The sequence below is a fragment of the Pseudoalteromonas sp. CnMc7-15 genome (genome assembly GCF_022347925.1).
In the GTDB taxonomy this organism is placed as follows: Bacteria; Pseudomonadota; Gammaproteobacteria; order Enterobacterales; family Alteromonadaceae; genus Pseudoalteromonas; species Pseudoalteromonas ruthenica.
Genome location: NZ_JAKRFT010000002.1, coordinates 512,844 through 526,023 on the forward strand (window position 1 = coordinate 512,844; position 13,180 = coordinate 526,023).

Below are 13,180 nucleotides of genomic sequence, written 5' to 3' on the forward strand. Positions count from 1 at the left end.
AAAGGGGCGAGCGCCCCTGGAGGTTTGCCAGTAATTAAGAGTCTGTTAACTCATCCACGACGTAAGGCTCATTTTTGCCAGGAGGCAGCTTGGCCGTTCCTTCTAAAGCGCCACTGACATAATCACTGCCGCTTAGGTCCATCTCACTGGATGGCATCATCGATGCGTCGTAAATATCAAACTTCATGCGCTTGCCGTTAGTGAGGTTTTCACCTTCACCAAATAGACGTAGGCGTGTTTGCGATTTCGTGCCGCCGCGAATGCGTTTGCCGGAAACCGCGTTGTACTGCCCTGATACGGTAATTGAGCCACCGCCATTCACAGCACCACCCGGCAGCGCACGGATCAAGCCCAACGCATAGTTGAACTCGTAGTCTGTGCCCATCACCAACTCCGTGGCGGCTTGTGAAACAACTAACCCCTCAGAGGCAAAGTTGTTGTGACCAACCGCCACCCACGAGTTATTGGCCGGAAGCGTGACCGGCTTATCTGTGAGTGTCCCTGACGCCTCATTAATGGTTTGCACTTCACCCATTAAGGCCATTGCCACCAGTTCAGCAGGTTGGTCGTCAAACTCCCAACCGATTGCTGCAGGCTTGGCTATTTTAATGTCATCCAGTGCCTGGCCTTTGGAGGCCTTCTTATTTGATATACGCGGCTTAGATTCCGCTTCTGCTTTGATAGAGAGCTTGGTGGTGTTAATGGGACCAATGATTTGGCCCATAGACTGACCTTGCTCGTTGAGACGATCAACAAAGACGTTGGCCGCTAGATAGATACCATCACTCATGGTTTGGCTCCTTTAATTCTCATTTCAGTGGTAAAGGCCAACGGATAATAGCCGTGGCTTTTGTCGTACTTCGGTTTGATTGGGGTATTCACTCGCTTCCACGGGCCGACAGGGCCAGTGCGTTTGCCAGCGAGTGCGCGAATGGTGTTTGCAATTAATTTTCCTGACTGGGCACGCTCTCCCATACGGTCAACGACTATCACGAGCCAGGTCTGGCGGAACTTCATGTTATTTCCAGCCATCACTGTCTCGTCTATGTGGTCGCCGTAGTAGAGGTAAAACAGCGCCGGTGCACGGGTAATGTTGTCCAGTTCGGTGAGGTTATTGAGGTGCGCCACATTAAAAACACCTGGCACTGAGCTCAGCGTTGTCTCAATATGTGGGGCAGCGGCAAGGTAATCATCTGCAATCTCAAACATTACAGCCACCCTTTGGATTTTTCACGCGAGAAGACACTGCCGCTGGAGTGTATGATGGCCGTATCGCCGGTATCAGGCTTTGCACCCGTGCTGCTCGTGCCTAAAGACAAGACTCCTTTGCCGACATCACGCAAGAACTTCAGCGCATTCTCATAACGCTCTTTGACCACTTCGGGCGCATGGTCACTGCCGAGGCGGTAGCGGGCAATGTCGCAACAGTGACTCACTAGGATGGTTGGCACCGAGGCCAGAGGCAGGGAGTAACGCCCCGCTAAGTACCCATCAATCTCCGCACTGGCATCACTTAGGGCTTGCTCGAGCACACTGACATTCACTTCATCAGGGTTGGAGGCCTCGCGAGCTGTGAGAATGACCATATCGCGCTTATCAAAGCGCTCTAACATGTCAGCCACTGTTGCATACGCCATGGTTACGCCCCTCCGTTGGCAGCAGCAACAGCATCTACGATGATTTGCCACGCTTCATCACGTTGCGCTGCGCTCGGTTTCACCGTTTTAGGCTCATCACCGTCGTGCTCGCCTGGGGCTGTGAATGCGACCTGATCAACATTGGGCTTTTTATCAAACGCCTTCTCGACCATGATGGCCACAATGGGCTTGAGTGCATCGTCTACTGTGTCCAGCTCTACAAGCTCACCCAAATTTGGGAGGTCCACGTGTGATTTCGATACAGCGCTTTGGCTCGCTTTTTTATCTTGCACAGTGATGTGTGGATCTTGGCCAAGAGCTTCAATTTGCTCGTCGGTGAATGCTGAGGCATCGAAGGTGTTCTTACCAGGTGCAAACTTGAACCCGCAGCGTCGATAGACTTGATCTCGTGGGTTGATAACGACAAGGCCAGCAGGCCCATCACTCTGAGTTTCTTTTGACATTTCATATCCTGCCTTTTGAATTAGGTTAAAAGCGGAGCGAGCCCCGCTTTAAATGAATAATCGCGTCGCTACGGGAGCCAAGGAACCACCAACACCTGAACCGCTTGGTAGTTGGTATTAGAGGCACCATTTGCCTTTTGCTGAGCTTCAATTAGCGCTTTGGCTTTGCTGCGATTTGAGGGACCACAAACTAAGACATCAGGATCAATGCCCAGCGGGCGGCCTTTATCTGATGTAAGGCCCATCATCTTCTCGACACCCGTATTAAAGTTGCTTTCGTTTAGTTCTGCTTTTGAGGCATAGGCTTGCTGCCAAAAGCCATAACCGGCATTCACACGGGCATCAACGCCGTAGAGGTATTCATCCGCCATGAACACATGATCTGATGTGCCCGCATCGGTTTTGGCGCTGAGCTTATAGTCTTTGCGTTTTTGGAAGATAAGCGGCTTTAGAGGGCGGCGAGTATCAAGCAAGTACCAGGGGCTACCAGTGCCGTCTTGCATATTGGAGACAAGCTTTTCGTTGTCGCCTTCGCCGACAACATGCTCAGTATCAAAGTAGTTTTGACCGTCATAGCACAGCGAGGTGAAGCCTTTGGCGAGGCATTCATACACCAGTTCGTCAGGGTGAGTACTTGCCGCATAGCCCATGTCTTGGAACTTGGGCATTAAGATACCGAGCTGATCATCTTCGATGTACTCAGAGGCAATGCCCTCAGTGGCCTCGAACTTCTCATTTTTAATCGAGTAAGAGTGCATCGCCATTTTGTTGACCTGACGATCACCAATCCATTTGCGCAACCGGCTAAATTCGCCAAGCCATGCATATGTCTCTGTGGCAGTCGTAGAATTAACTTCTGTCGCGATGCGCGTATAAGTCGGCTTATAGGTCTCTCGACCTTGTTTAAAAGCCGTTTTAACAGCGGTGTAAACCGCACGTAAGGTGTTGGCCGTGATTTGCATAGTGTCTTTAAACTCCCAGTTCCACCCACACACCGTTGCTCGCCACCTCAATAATGGTGCCAGCAGTGGAGCGGGTATTCGTTGCAGAATCGATAGACACTGTGTCTACCGCGCTAAAAAAAGCTGTCTCGCCGACATTGGCCTCAGTGATGTCACCGGCATTGCGAAATAGATGCTCGCCAATTTCCACCGTTGCCTTAGCTGCTTTGTCTACGCCCTGACTGTTATCAACCGCCAAGCGAGTGATACCAGCACAGATACCCACAGCGCCGACGTTCACCAGTAAGCCTGCTGCGTTTAAGATGGCAGGCTCTTCTCCTTGAAGGCTGACAGAGGCAGCCAGTGGATAAGCACGGTGCAAGCCCGCACGTTTTGCGATAGAGGACATAACTGCCTACTCCTTATTTATTTTGCTTGAATGTTTCTTCATCGAAGCCACAGGACTTAAGCACGGCAATGTCTTCTGAGCTCAGCTCAGAGTCATTACCTTCTTGCTTATTTTTGTCCTGAGACCCAGGAACCTGGCTGTGCTGTGCAGTCAGAGCGGCCACAGGCTGGCGGGCATCGAGCTGGGCCTTCAGCGCAGCTATGCCTTTTTGTTTGCCAAAATCGGTGAAGTACTCAACCTCGGCGGCAAGGATGCGGCCCTCTTGTTTAGCCGCTTCAATCGCCTGATCAACCGTGAGGCCATTGTTCTCGCCCTTAAGTGCGACGAACTCCTGGTGCAACGAGTCATAGGTTTTGCGGGGCACGTATTCGCCTAAATCCACAGAGCCGGTGCCCTGAGCTTTCAGCGAGGCGACTTGCTCATTCGCGTCTGATAGCTGCTGGCCAAGCGTCTCTACAGAGTCGGCTTTATCTTTCATGGCTTTGCATGCGGCCATCGCGGTTTGGTATTGCTCAGCCGTTGGTGATTGGCCTTCCGGCACAGTCACACCCAGCAGCTCGAGCAATTGCAGAGCTTCGTTCATGGTTGTTTCCTCTTTTGGAGTGGAGTTGTTTTTCAACACAGCAACGGCCTTCATGCCATCAACAGCAGGCTCGTTGGTCAGTGCGAAATGGAGTAGCTTGGTTGGTCGGCCAGTCTGCTTGTTGTAGGCGAACACCGGTGAGATATAGCGGTACTCATCATTGCGAAGGTACTGAGCAGCTCGTGATGTCCACTTAACATTGAGGGCAAAAAGGCCTTCGCCTGGTACGTACTCGATACCAGAGGGGCTGAACCACCCAGCAGCTGGAGCAGGTTGGCCATTCTCATCGGCATGCAGCGTCTGGTGTTCATAATCAAAATGGAATTCGTTTTTTCGTAGGTTGAGCTGCGCAAGAATCGCCTCGTAAGCAATGCTGTCGAGTAGCCATGAACCGGTAGGCACATCATGAGGGCGGCCATCGTGAGCACGAAACTCACCATCGGGCATGACTTGTACACGCTCGCTCACACCGTCGTCATCAACATCGGCAACAAAGCGACAAGCAGCAAAGCCAACGTGGTCATCATCGCGCGCAGTGAGTGCGGCGATTGGATTCACTTCCGTGTGGGCGGTTCCTGGTTGTTTAGGGAGGCATTGCTGTTTGCGAGTGGACATAAAAATACTGGCACCAAGGGATTAACTTGATGCCAGTATTGTTTATTTTTTCTTTTGGTTGGTGGTGCGACGCTTCGGGAAAGTGAGAGCGTAATTGAAGTGTGCTCCCTGATTTAAAGTTTAGCTAACCACACTTAGATAATCCAACACCGTTTAAAACGTGTTTAAAAGCCTCTGTAATGCAATAACTCTAAGAAAGCTTACACAGATACTAATTTCTTTCTTTGTACTCTTAGAGTGGCTTACAATAAAGTTAATTGAATGAAAGAAACGAAGCTATAACGTTGAATATGTCGTCCTCATTCTCAGCGTTAATCCCAAAGTACTCACGAGCTGGAATAGCCGCAGGGCCAGGAGCCATATCACTGGTTCCGCCAAAGTTATGAATAGCTGCGTAAGGCTTGTTGCTGCCAATCTCTGCCCAGAATGCGCCACTGTCTGCCTCAATGCTTGCAGCGAGGCCGCCAGCACTGGCCTGAAGTATTTGCCCACCCACACGCTTGGGGTTTGCTTTTAGGTAGTTGTCACTCAACGCTTCCCAGCGCTCACCTGTGACAGGGCTTGCCTCATCAGCAAATGCATCCTCCGTTGCACCTTCCATAATTGCTGCGACTTCATTCATCGGCTCGCTGAGGTCATCAAAGCTGTTAGCAATACTAAGCAATGTATCGATACTCTCTGCGCCTAGAATGTCGATGGCTATCTTTGACATTTCATATCCTTAAACTAAATTTAAAAGGCAACACTAATCTGCATTTCCTACCCTAAATCATCGCTGCTAGTGTGCTTTCAGCAGCTTTGACTCCCAACCTAAACTGTACGATAATTACTCATGGCGGTAGTGTACCCCGATTGGTAAGGGGCAGTTGCGCATCGACTGTGATGTGAGTTCGATTCTCACCCTACCGCCACACATCATAAAGCCCACCTTTGATACCCGCTTCAATCGCGTCGATATCCACCTTGAACATATTAATCACTGCATCCAGCCCAGTCGCTTTATCGTTAAAGCGCACGACAACTTTAATAGCACTTTGCCCCTGGCGAACAACATACAGTAATTCGCCTTTAGCCGGTTCCCACAACACTTGAGTGTTGGGGTCGTTGATGTAGCGGGCTAAGTTAGCGTATTCGCTCAAGCTCAGTGAGCGTTGCGCTGCCTGGTGCTTTTCACTGTGGGCATGCGCCAATGCGCGTTCACTGACCACCACGGTGCGCGCAGCATCCACTCCTTTTGCGCGCAGCTGTTCGTTAACCTCATCGGGTAGAAAGCTCACAACGGTTTTATGGCGTGGTCTTGGCCCATTGGCTTTTAACTGTGCAGTGTCGTTATCAACTTTCGCTTTTTGGAATCGCTCAACCCTGGCAATACTGTCTTGCGCCCAAGACTCAAATGCTTCATGACGGGCCTGTGAGTTGTTCAGCGCTTGGACTACCTCCGCACGAAGAAGGGGATCGTCGACGCGGCCAATCTTATTGGCGATGGCGACATCGGTGCCAAAGCTGCTTTGCGCAGGTGAATAGGCCCAACCTAAATCCGGTGTCATGACATCACCGCCTGGGAGCTTCACGCGAGCATGAGGCACGGTTTTAACCTCACCAGACTCTTTGCTGATCAGCTCAGCATCAAACTCTTGAATGTAGCCGCTTCCGTCTTCGACCGTTAAGCCTCGTTCACGAACCTGAGCTTCGGTGAGCGCACGCACTCGACAACGACAGCCCCACCCATTGGGCGGATAGATGACAGACCATATTGGGTCGTCCCATCGGAATACTCGCCCACGTAAGCGGGCATGCTCAGGCCGTGTTACCCCGTCATCAATGGCCACATACTGCCAATAAGGGTGGGTTTTACTGCGCGCTAATAGCCGCCGATAGCGCCCAGCCATATAGGCCGTTTGCATGTTAACGCGGTAAATCGTATCTAAGCGCCGAGGGCTACCCAGTTGGATCTCATCGCCCTGGTCGTTCTTGGTTTTGCCCCACCAACCCAGCTTCTGTAGCGTGGGCGTCAGCTGCTCTTTAAATTGCTTGGCTGTAAGCCCATCACTGAGTGCCTGATCGAGCTGAGAGCGAATCGCACTTAAAACGTCCATGCTTGATGCCCGTGCAACAGTGAACGCCTTACTGTGGGCATGGGTAAGCATATCGTGCCATTCGTCCGTCACGGCGTAGCCCTTAGATTTAAAATAGGCCACCGCGTCTGCAGGGGGCTTATCAAACGCGATACTAAGTAAACTAGGCATCTATAGAGCCCCATAGCTCACTAACAAAGAATAACCGCGTGAGCATGTCTGTCAGTGCATCTTGATCCATCATTGGGTACTGCTCAGCCAATTGGATTGCAGCAAGCTCTTCACTTTGGTTTAACGAGTCAATCAGCGGCTGCAGCAGTTGCGTATACTCTGGTTGTACATTGCCGGAAGTGATTTCATCAATGGCCGCATTAAGCTGCTCTTGGCTAGCCCCATCTTTATGCTCAGTACGTAGCACTGCCAATGCCTGTGACTTAAGTGCGGCATTACCCACAGAGCCACTGGGAAGCGGCTCGCTTGGCAGCTCAAGCACGTCTTCACCTTCTTTAGCACGCGGAATACCCAAGCGGTCATGTACATAACTTTGTGGTACTTTCATGCCAAGCTGCACCAGTGAGCGAAGAGGGTAAGCTAAATCGCGCATGGCTTCGGTGGTTGAAGTATCAAACTCAAAGCGCGGTAATCGACGGTTGCCGCTGTAGCTTTTGCCATTGAGCGCGTACATCGGGTAGAGAATGTCGCGGTTAATGGTTTGCTCTAATTGGTGAATGTCACTGGCTGTAATGCTGCTAAAAGCATTCTCATGCACATTCCCCAGGGCATTGGTGCTGGTCTTACCGTCCGCCTGGCTGGTTAGCGTACCTCCTAAAATGGACTTAGATTGTGTCAGCTCGCACCAACGGATCATGGCTTCAAAGGGATCGGATTGACCATTGGCTGCACTTTGAAAGTCTATCTCCATGCCCTTAGGAATGATCCCCCCAGCGTTATGGCCAATGGACATCACAGCTCGCAGCAGGGTCATTTTCTCTTTTTGGGTGGCACCACTTGGATACTTGCCCAGGCGCACCGGCAGGCCATAAATCTCTAGGAACTCGGCTAAATCGCGCACCGAGTAATTCTTAAATAGGAAAGGCCAGCTCAGCACCGACACCAGGCCGGTGCGGTGAATATACCCCGATTTACTTTTATGGGTATGCATTGCCCAGCCAAAGGCCCTGGGCGCTTCCCCTAGGTGAGAGCCATCATTTAAGCGCAGCTCATTACGGTTCTCAGGGTGTGTTTTGAAGAGGTTCTGGTCGCGAAACTCGTAGCCGGTGACTATTTGCTGCTTCTCGATGTAGTCCCACTGCAGCTCGTTTGCTGAAAAGCCTTTTAAAATAGCATCCGTAAAGTCGAATAACAGATCATAAAACCACGTTGCATCCTCTATGATTTCAGCCAGCATTTCTGCATCGCGTTTCTCTGCCGCATCAGCATTGCGCGGTGGGCGAACATGCCAATCTAAGCCCACAATGGCGCGGCGGCGCTTACCAATTTCACACGCCACGTGGCCATCTTTGTCCTCGATGTCTTTGGCTAAGTCGGCCATGGCCGCCAAGTTACCTTGCTCGGCTTCGCGAAGAAGGCGCGCCAGTTTGGCAGGGTTGAGTCCTTGTGTTGGGTGCTCTGCAAACGCTTGCATGAGCGCCGCAACGCGACTGTTGTTTTCGCTTTGAGGTTCGTTTAAGTCATCTAACGAAAGCGGATCACCATTAATATCTACTAGCATAAGTTCCTCACCAACACCCAGCGCCCTGGTAAGCGCTTAGGTCTTCGTAGTCAATGTCGTCGTTGTCGTCTGGTTCGTCGTGTTTGGAAGGGAGGCCTGTGAACTCGATGGCGCTGCCATCCATTTCGACAGCGCGGATCAACATGGCGATAGACACGGCGCTATCACCGTGACGCTTTTGGCCATCACTGCCTGTACTTTTCCCCTTATCCACCAATGGGATGCCGTCTTTAAGTTTGATATGACCGAGGTCATCAAGCACATCCTGGTCTTTGGGCAGTGTGATGGTGTTCGTTTCAAAGTAGTCTTTTAGCTTAGGCATCCACTCGCGATACCAGGCTTGAGAGAGGTGAACGCAGTCCACAAGCTCGGTGCCAAATTTAAGCGCTGCTGCCTCAGCGAGATAACCGCCATTGCCCGTTGCATCGAAAGCCATGCCGCGCTTGCGCGGTAGTCTTGTGGCGATATACAACATGATTTGCTTTTGTTGCTCGTAAGTCACATTGCGCAGCTCAACCATAAAGGGCACGTTTACCGAGGTATCTTGGTTTACTTCACCAATACTGAATACAGTTAAGTCGCCTGAGCGGGCAAAGTCTTCACCAAATGCATGGCTTAGATCAGGATTTAACTGACTCAACAAACTATCCAGGGTTTGCTCGCACCACGTATTCACTTCTGCAACGCGCTGCTCTTCGGTCCAGCTTTCAAAACCATCCGGCGCAGTAAAACGCTCAACAACACACTCATCACTTTGTGCTCGTGAACGTAAACGGCGACTTAGATACTGGCCAGCGCCTTGGCTTGGTACACAATAAAGTTCTTCGTTGGCGGCTTCCTTGGTGGGGTAAAGCGCCACTTGGGCCTCAAGCCATTGCTGCTCTTGTTCCTTGCTCCACCGTTGCCCACTGACCAGACAAATGCGTTTGTATAGGCCGTGCTCAAGTGCTTTATCAATAGGGATATGATGAACGGAGTATTTTTTATCACCTCTTCTGGCTGCTGTTATCAGCGTATTAAACAGGTTATCTACGCCGTTATGGGTCGAGATAATACGTACTTTGCCGCCCCACATTGTCAATGCCATTGCGGCCTTGAGCACTTCGTCTAATCTATCGTGAAACGCTGCTTCATCAATGACCACGTTACCTTGGCGGCCACGTAAGTTGCGTGGGTTGGAACTCAACGCGACAATCTTTCGACCAGAGCTTGGGAACTTCACCTCAAAGGTGTTAATGCTCTTCTTAGTGCCGTCCTCGTCTTCGTCCTCAAAAATCCCTTCCTCAATCTCGCCCATCACCATGTTGAGCTTTTGCGCCCAAAAGGCACAGGCATCAATAAACTCTTTGGCCATTTCTTTATCTGAGCCAAGATAGTAGGTGTTTTGGGCATTGGTGGGAGCCACTGCACTCATCACATCATCAAGCGCTTCGGCAAAGGTGAGACCAGTACGCCGCGACTTCTCAGCAATTTTTACAACTGCGTCATCTTCAATCCAGTCGCGCTGGTACTTGAATAAGATGTCCGTGCCCAGGGCAAGTGCCAAGTTACCTGTAATTTTATTTAGTTGAGCGTCGGAGTTTAAGAGTGCGTCATCAGCCATGCTGTAGCCCTAGAATGTCGCGTTTAAAGAATGCCAGCATTTCCTCTTGAGATTGCGGCAAGTGTTCATTCTTGGCTTTGTGGTCTAGCTCTTCTGCAAGCTTCTCAGCGTACGCCTTTTCGATTTCTTGTTGGCGCTTGTGTGCAGCCATCGCGGTTGACTCAAGACGCTGAGCGGCAAGCATGGCATCTTTAATCATGCCAATATCCACATCGTTATCATCGTCGGGGTTGAGCAGCTGGTGCTGCATGGCTTTGAACAACTGAGAGCGGCCCATTTCCAAAATAAGCTTGGTTGTATCGCCGGTTGGCTTATCGCCTAGCTCAGCAGTCAGCGCTTTAGTCGATTCACGCAGCTCTCGTAGCTTCTGGCCAATGGCTTCTGTTTTCTGCGCATGGCGTGACAGACCGCTTCGGCTGATGGTGGCTTCCTCATCAAGGCCTGCTGCGAGTATGAGACTGTTCACCTCGTCCAATATATCGGCTTGTGAATAGCTCTTATCACGCAGCATGGCATCAAGCTTGCGCTTAATGTCCTCGGGGAGCTGGTCAATCTTGCTGGACTTGCCTCGGGAGACTTTATCCATATTACCCCCGTGGCCCTGGGCGTTTAATTCCTGGCACAACGCTGTGACCATTGGCAACATCAATCCCGGCATGGGTGATTTTGGCAATCCAAGTATTATCGCTGAGTCGCTCTACCGTGACGTAGCCGTTTTGCTCAAGCCAGTTCACTTGGGTTTTAAGTTGGTCTCGGCTGCAGCCAAGGGCATAGCGTTGCAGAATGTCAGCCAGCATGCTGATATTCGCGCCATAGTCTGCAGATTCCTTCAATGAGATCAGAATGCTGATCCGCTGGTGTTCGGCCTGAACATCTTGTAAAGCCATAGTTATGTTCCTGTTGGGTGGTTAAGGGCTGGTATGGTTTCCTCTATGGGCTCACCGCAGTTCTCGCATCGATACAAGGTGTAACCCATTTCGCCATTGTTAAAATCGTCGGTAGTGACAACCTGAAAGTCGTATACGTGATAAAACGGCTTTGCCTTATCCAGGCCTGTCAGTTGGGTAACGGCTGCACCGCACGTGCATGTGTGTTTAGTTATGGCCACTGCGCTTCTCTCTGAGTTCGTTTTCCATGAGTAAGTCTGTGACACGTTGGAGGTTCCCCAACTGGGGCGACAACGAATCAATCTTGCCGCCCACTTCAATCAGCCGCTTGTCTAGTTCGTGAATGTCCTCCGCGCTGGGCATATCTGCCACGGTGTTCTCAACAGCGCTGAGCCGCGTTTTCAGTCCGTTGATACTTTCCTCATGTGATTTTTTAGTCACAAAGGTGGAGCGCAGCCAGGCCAAGGCACCGGCTCCGACAATGAGAAACCCCAGCGCGAGAAACTGCTTCCACCATTCCAAAATAAAATCCATGCGCTTACCGTCTATAATGCTGTGCGTTGATTTCAAGCAGTTCCTGGCATCCTGTGCAGGTACTGCAGTTTGGGATAGCTGCACGGCGCGCAGCGGGGATTTCAATGCCGCACTCTTGGCAGTGCGCAAAGCCAGCGCCGCTCGCTTGCGACTTAGCTAACTGGTTACTAATCGCGATGTCTTCAAACAAAGCGCTGGCCTTTTGGGCGTCATCCATTAAGCTCATGCCAACCCCGAGATAACAATTTCAGGGCCCAAGTGGCCTCGTGTCAGTGTTAGGTTCTTAGCCTCAGAGAAGTCAGCGGGTGTGTACTCATTGGATGGTAGGCTTTCATTGAGAAGCCCCAAAGCTTGGTAGCTTTCAGCCGACAGCTCAGAGCAAAAGATGGAGCTTAAACATTCTTGGTTAGCGCCAAAGGGCCCATCGTAAGCGCTGCGCAGTAATTCAAGCTGGCGCTGTTCATACGGGCGGCCCGCTAATTCTTTACGCAGCTGAATTAAGGCCTCATGGTTGAGCTCGGCCTGGTCGACGCCCTCAAGCTGGCGAATGGCTATATTCCCTTGGTAGGTATTCACACGCTCACTTAGCGGCACCAATTGCACTCCACGCACCGGCTCACCTGTGGCCAAGTCTGACAAGTTGCTTAATGTGGTCGACTCCCACACGCAGACAAACTCATACTCAGGAATAACAATGACCACGCCAACATGGGACCACTGGCTATTGGTGGCTAGCTTTATACCAGCACTGATTGGCCCACGCCCTGAGAAAAGTACAATATCGCCAGTTTTAAGCTGGCCTCGGATAGATTGATAGCTACGCTCTTTCATCGTTTTATACCTTGTTTATGGAGATGGTGCGGGAGTGCTCTCCCAGTAACTTGCCGACACGGCCACGGGCTTGCTTGTAGTGACTCAGGTTGTCTACACGCAGGCGAATATCTATTTCACTGACAGAGAGCCAGCCCTCTTTAAACTTGCTTTGCATCGTTCCGTCATGGCTGTGCAGTGGAATATCGTTGGGATTAAAAGGGTGGCTGCTCATGCGCGCCTTTACTTCTTGTTCCAGTCGCTGAGTGCGACCACGGTCATAGGACCAGGCCCAGTTATCAGCCATGACTCACCCCCGAGAATGAGCGCTCTGTGACATGCTCAAGACGGTTATACCAGCCCTCTAGGTTTGGTTTTTGTGATGGGTCATTGGCGCAGATGCGCGCATACTTTCGGCCACGGCCAATGCTCAAACGGGCAATGACGGTAGAGCTAGGCAGAGTGATAAGCTCTCGTAAGGTGTTGGGGCCAATGATGCCATCGGCCTGGGTGCCGAGCTTTCGCTGCAGCATTTTGGCAGCGGAGGCAACACCGTGCTGAACAGCCGCATCAAGCATCATTAGATTAATGCCTGGCGCAAGTTCATCACCGTGGATAGGTCGCCAATAATGTAGGTGATAGAGCCGTATTGCTTGCTCTAGCGTTAAGCTTGCAATATCCGTGTTGGGGAAGGCTCGCTGGCTGATACCAAATTTAGTGAGCCCACCTCTGTCTGAGGCTATATCGTTGATGCCGCCATCGTCACGCAGACCGCCTTCAAGGTGCAGGATTTCAAGCATGCACAAAGAGAAAGCGCGTGAGTATGGCGTTAGCTCTTCGCGTAGTCTTTTAGGTGCTTGTATTATTGAATGCATATCGAAAAACCAAAT

General features: G+C 51.1%; 18 protein-coding genes and 1 tRNA gene. 1 reads left to right on the forward strand and 18 read right to left on the reverse strand.

The features are described from left to right. Window positions 1-34 precede the first annotated feature (34 nt). From MHM95_RS06080 to MHM95_RS06115, 8 genes are all read right to left on the reverse strand, one after another. Window positions 35-790 carry a hypothetical protein gene (locus tag MHM95_RS06080; RefSeq protein ID WP_239384696.1) on the reverse strand — a complete coding sequence of 252 codons (756 nt, stop codon included), beginning with the start codon at window positions 788-790 and terminating at the stop codon, window positions 35-37. Further along, a complete protein-coding gene (locus MHM95_RS06085) occupies window positions 787-1,209 on the reverse strand; it encodes a hypothetical protein (protein WP_239384697.1) in 423 nt (140 codons plus the stop codon). The genes MHM95_RS06080 and MHM95_RS06085 overlap by 4 nt, the downstream gene beginning before the upstream one ends. Beyond that, on the reverse strand, window positions 1,209-1,637 hold the full coding sequence (locus MHM95_RS06090) for a phage protein Gp36 family protein (RefSeq protein ID WP_022944660.1): 429 nt from the start codon (window positions 1,635-1,637) through the stop codon (window positions 1,209-1,211). Before MHM95_RS06090 ends, MHM95_RS06085 begins: the two co-directional genes overlap by 1 nt. A gap of 2 nt (window positions 1,638-1,639) precedes the next feature. After that, a complete protein-coding gene (locus MHM95_RS06095) occupies window positions 1,640-2,101 on the reverse strand; it encodes an HI1506-related protein (RefSeq protein WP_239384699.1) in 462 nt (153 codons plus the stop codon). A 68-nt stretch (window positions 2,102-2,169) separates the two neighbouring features. After that, on the reverse strand, window positions 2,170-3,063 hold the full coding sequence (locus tag MHM95_RS06100; RefSeq protein ID WP_026111073.1) for a Mu-like prophage major head subunit gpT family protein: 894 nt from the start codon (window positions 3,061-3,063) through the stop codon (window positions 2,170-2,172). 7 nt (window positions 3,064-3,070) lie between these two features. Beyond that, complete coding sequence (locus tag MHM95_RS06105; protein ID WP_022944657.1) at window positions 3,071-3,451, reverse strand: hypothetical protein; 381 nt, start codon at window positions 3,449-3,451, stop codon at window positions 3,071-3,073. Between the two features lie 13 nt (window positions 3,452-3,464). Further along, window positions 3,465-4,649 (reverse strand): phage protease, encoded by a 1,185-nt coding sequence (locus MHM95_RS06110; protein ID WP_239384701.1) that lies wholly within the window; start codon window positions 4,647-4,649, stop codon window positions 3,465-3,467. Window positions 4,650-4,902: 253 nt separating this feature from the next. Then, a complete protein-coding gene (locus MHM95_RS06115; RefSeq protein WP_239384703.1) occupies window positions 4,903-5,361 on the reverse strand; it encodes a phage virion morphogenesis protein in 459 nt (152 codons plus the stop codon). 123 nt (window positions 5,362-5,484) lie between these two features. On the opposite strand from MHM95_RS06115, the gene MHM95_RS06120 reads away from it, so the two are divergent. Continuing rightward, window positions 5,485-5,559, forward strand: a tRNA-Ala gene (locus tag MHM95_RS06120). On the opposite strand, the gene MHM95_RS06125 is transcribed toward MHM95_RS06120, so the two are convergent. The 10 genes from MHM95_RS06125 to MHM95_RS06170 all read right to left on the reverse strand — a co-directional run bounded on the left by MHM95_RS06125 (window position 5,552) and on the right by MHM95_RS06170 (window position 13,165). Continuing rightward, on the reverse strand, window positions 5,552-6,895 hold the full coding sequence (locus tag MHM95_RS06125; RefSeq protein ID WP_239384704.1) for a phage minor head protein: 1,344 nt from the start codon (window positions 6,893-6,895) through the stop codon (window positions 5,552-5,554). The genes MHM95_RS06120 and MHM95_RS06125 overlap by 8 nt on opposite strands. Then, window positions 6,888-8,456 (reverse strand): DUF935 domain-containing protein, encoded by a 1,569-nt coding sequence (locus MHM95_RS06130; protein WP_239384705.1) that lies wholly within the window; start codon window positions 8,454-8,456, stop codon window positions 6,888-6,890. Before MHM95_RS06130 ends, MHM95_RS06125 begins: the two co-directional genes overlap by 8 nt. Window positions 8,457-8,463: 7 nt before the next feature. Then, window positions 8,464-10,059, reverse strand: coding sequence for a terminase family protein (locus MHM95_RS06135; RefSeq protein WP_239384706.1), 1,596 nt, complete (start codon window positions 10,057-10,059; stop codon window positions 8,464-8,466). After that, on the reverse strand, window positions 10,052-10,645 hold the full coding sequence (locus MHM95_RS06140; protein ID WP_022944651.1) for a DUF3486 family protein: 594 nt from the start codon (window positions 10,643-10,645) through the stop codon (window positions 10,052-10,054). Before MHM95_RS06140 ends, MHM95_RS06135 begins: the two co-directional genes overlap by 8 nt. Window position 10,646: 1 nt before the next feature. After that, window positions 10,647-10,946: a hypothetical protein gene (locus tag MHM95_RS06145; RefSeq protein WP_022944650.1), complete on the reverse strand. Its 300-nt coding sequence runs from the start codon at window positions 10,944-10,946 to the stop codon at window positions 10,647-10,649. 207 nt (window positions 10,947-11,153) lie between these two features. Continuing rightward, window positions 11,154-11,516 (reverse strand): DUF2730 family protein, encoded by a 363-nt coding sequence (locus MHM95_RS06150; protein WP_239384707.1) that lies wholly within the window; start codon window positions 11,514-11,516, stop codon window positions 11,154-11,156. Then, window positions 11,485-11,706 carry a TraR/DksA C4-type zinc finger protein gene (locus tag MHM95_RS06155; RefSeq protein WP_239384708.1) on the reverse strand — a complete coding sequence of 74 codons (222 nt, stop codon included), beginning with the start codon at window positions 11,704-11,706 and terminating at the stop codon, window positions 11,485-11,487. Before MHM95_RS06155 ends, MHM95_RS06150 begins: the two co-directional genes overlap by 32 nt. After that, complete coding sequence (locus MHM95_RS06160; protein WP_239384709.1) at window positions 11,703-12,311, reverse strand: hypothetical protein; 609 nt, start codon at window positions 12,309-12,311, stop codon at window positions 11,703-11,705. Before MHM95_RS06160 ends, MHM95_RS06155 begins: the two co-directional genes overlap by 4 nt. A 4-nt stretch (window positions 12,312-12,315) precedes the next feature. Further along, window positions 12,316-12,597, reverse strand: coding sequence for a hypothetical protein (locus MHM95_RS06165; RefSeq protein ID WP_022944646.1), 282 nt, complete (start codon window positions 12,595-12,597; stop codon window positions 12,316-12,318). Then, on the reverse strand, window positions 12,590-13,165 hold the full coding sequence (locus MHM95_RS06170; protein WP_239384710.1) for a glycosyl hydrolase 108 family protein: 576 nt from the start codon (window positions 13,163-13,165) through the stop codon (window positions 12,590-12,592). The genes MHM95_RS06165 and MHM95_RS06170 overlap by 8 nt, the downstream gene beginning before the upstream one ends. Window positions 13,166-13,180: the final 15 nt, after the last annotated feature.

Excerpts from the sequence above, each read along its gene's own strand:
- MHM95_RS06080 (WP_239384696.1), bottom strand. The coding sequence starts at position 790 with ATGAGTGATGGTATCTATCTAGCGGCCAACGTCTTTGTTGATCGTCTC.
- MHM95_RS06085 (WP_239384697.1), bottom strand. The coding sequence starts at position 1,209 with ATGTTTGAGATTGCAGATGATTACCTTGCCGCTGCCCCACATATTGAG.
- MHM95_RS06090 (WP_022944660.1), bottom strand. The coding sequence starts at position 1,637 with ATGGCGTATGCAACAGTGGCTGACATGTTAGAGCGCTTTGATAAGCGC.
- MHM95_RS06095 (WP_239384699.1), bottom strand. The coding sequence starts at position 2,101 with ATGTCAAAAGAAACTCAGAGTGATGGGCCTGCTGGCCTTGTCGTTATC.
- MHM95_RS06100 (WP_026111073.1), bottom strand. The coding sequence starts at position 3,063 with ATGCAAATCACGGCCAACACCTTACGTGCGGTTTACACCGCTGTTAAA.
- MHM95_RS06105 (WP_022944657.1), bottom strand. The coding sequence starts at position 3,451 with ATGTCCTCTATCGCAAAACGTGCGGGCTTGCACCGTGCTTATCCACTG.
- MHM95_RS06110 (WP_239384701.1), bottom strand. The coding sequence starts at position 4,649 with ATGTCCACTCGCAAACAGCAATGCCTCCCTAAACAACCAGGAACCGCC.
- MHM95_RS06115 (WP_239384703.1), bottom strand. The coding sequence starts at position 5,361 with ATGTCAAAGATAGCCATCGACATTCTAGGCGCAGAGAGTATCGATACA.
- MHM95_RS06125 (WP_239384704.1), bottom strand. The coding sequence starts at position 6,895 with ATGCCTAGTTTACTTAGTATCGCGTTTGATAAGCCCCCTGCAGACGCG.
- MHM95_RS06130 (WP_239384705.1), bottom strand. The coding sequence starts at position 8,456 with ATGCTAGTAGATATTAATGGTGATCCGCTTTCGTTAGATGACTTAAAC.
- MHM95_RS06135 (WP_239384706.1), bottom strand. The coding sequence starts at position 10,059 with ATGGCTGATGACGCACTCTTAAACTCCGACGCTCAACTAAATAAAATT.
- MHM95_RS06140 (WP_022944651.1), bottom strand. The coding sequence starts at position 10,645 with ATGGATAAAGTCTCCCGAGGCAAGTCCAGCAAGATTGACCAGCTCCCC.
- MHM95_RS06145 (WP_022944650.1), bottom strand. The coding sequence starts at position 10,946 with ATGGCTTTACAAGATGTTCAGGCCGAACACCAGCGGATCAGCATTCTG.
- MHM95_RS06155 (WP_239384708.1), bottom strand. The coding sequence starts at position 11,706 with ATGAGCTTAATGGATGACGCCCAAAAGGCCAGCGCTTTGTTTGAAGAC.
- MHM95_RS06160 (WP_239384709.1), bottom strand. The coding sequence starts at position 12,311 with ATGAAAGAGCGTAGCTATCAATCTATCCGAGGCCAGCTTAAAACTGGC.
- MHM95_RS06165 (WP_022944646.1), bottom strand. The coding sequence starts at position 12,597 with ATGGCTGATAACTGGGCCTGGTCCTATGACCGTGGTCGCACTCAGCGA.
- MHM95_RS06170 (WP_239384710.1), bottom strand. The coding sequence starts at position 13,165 with ATGCATTCAATAATACAAGCACCTAAAAGACTACGCGAAGAGCTAACG.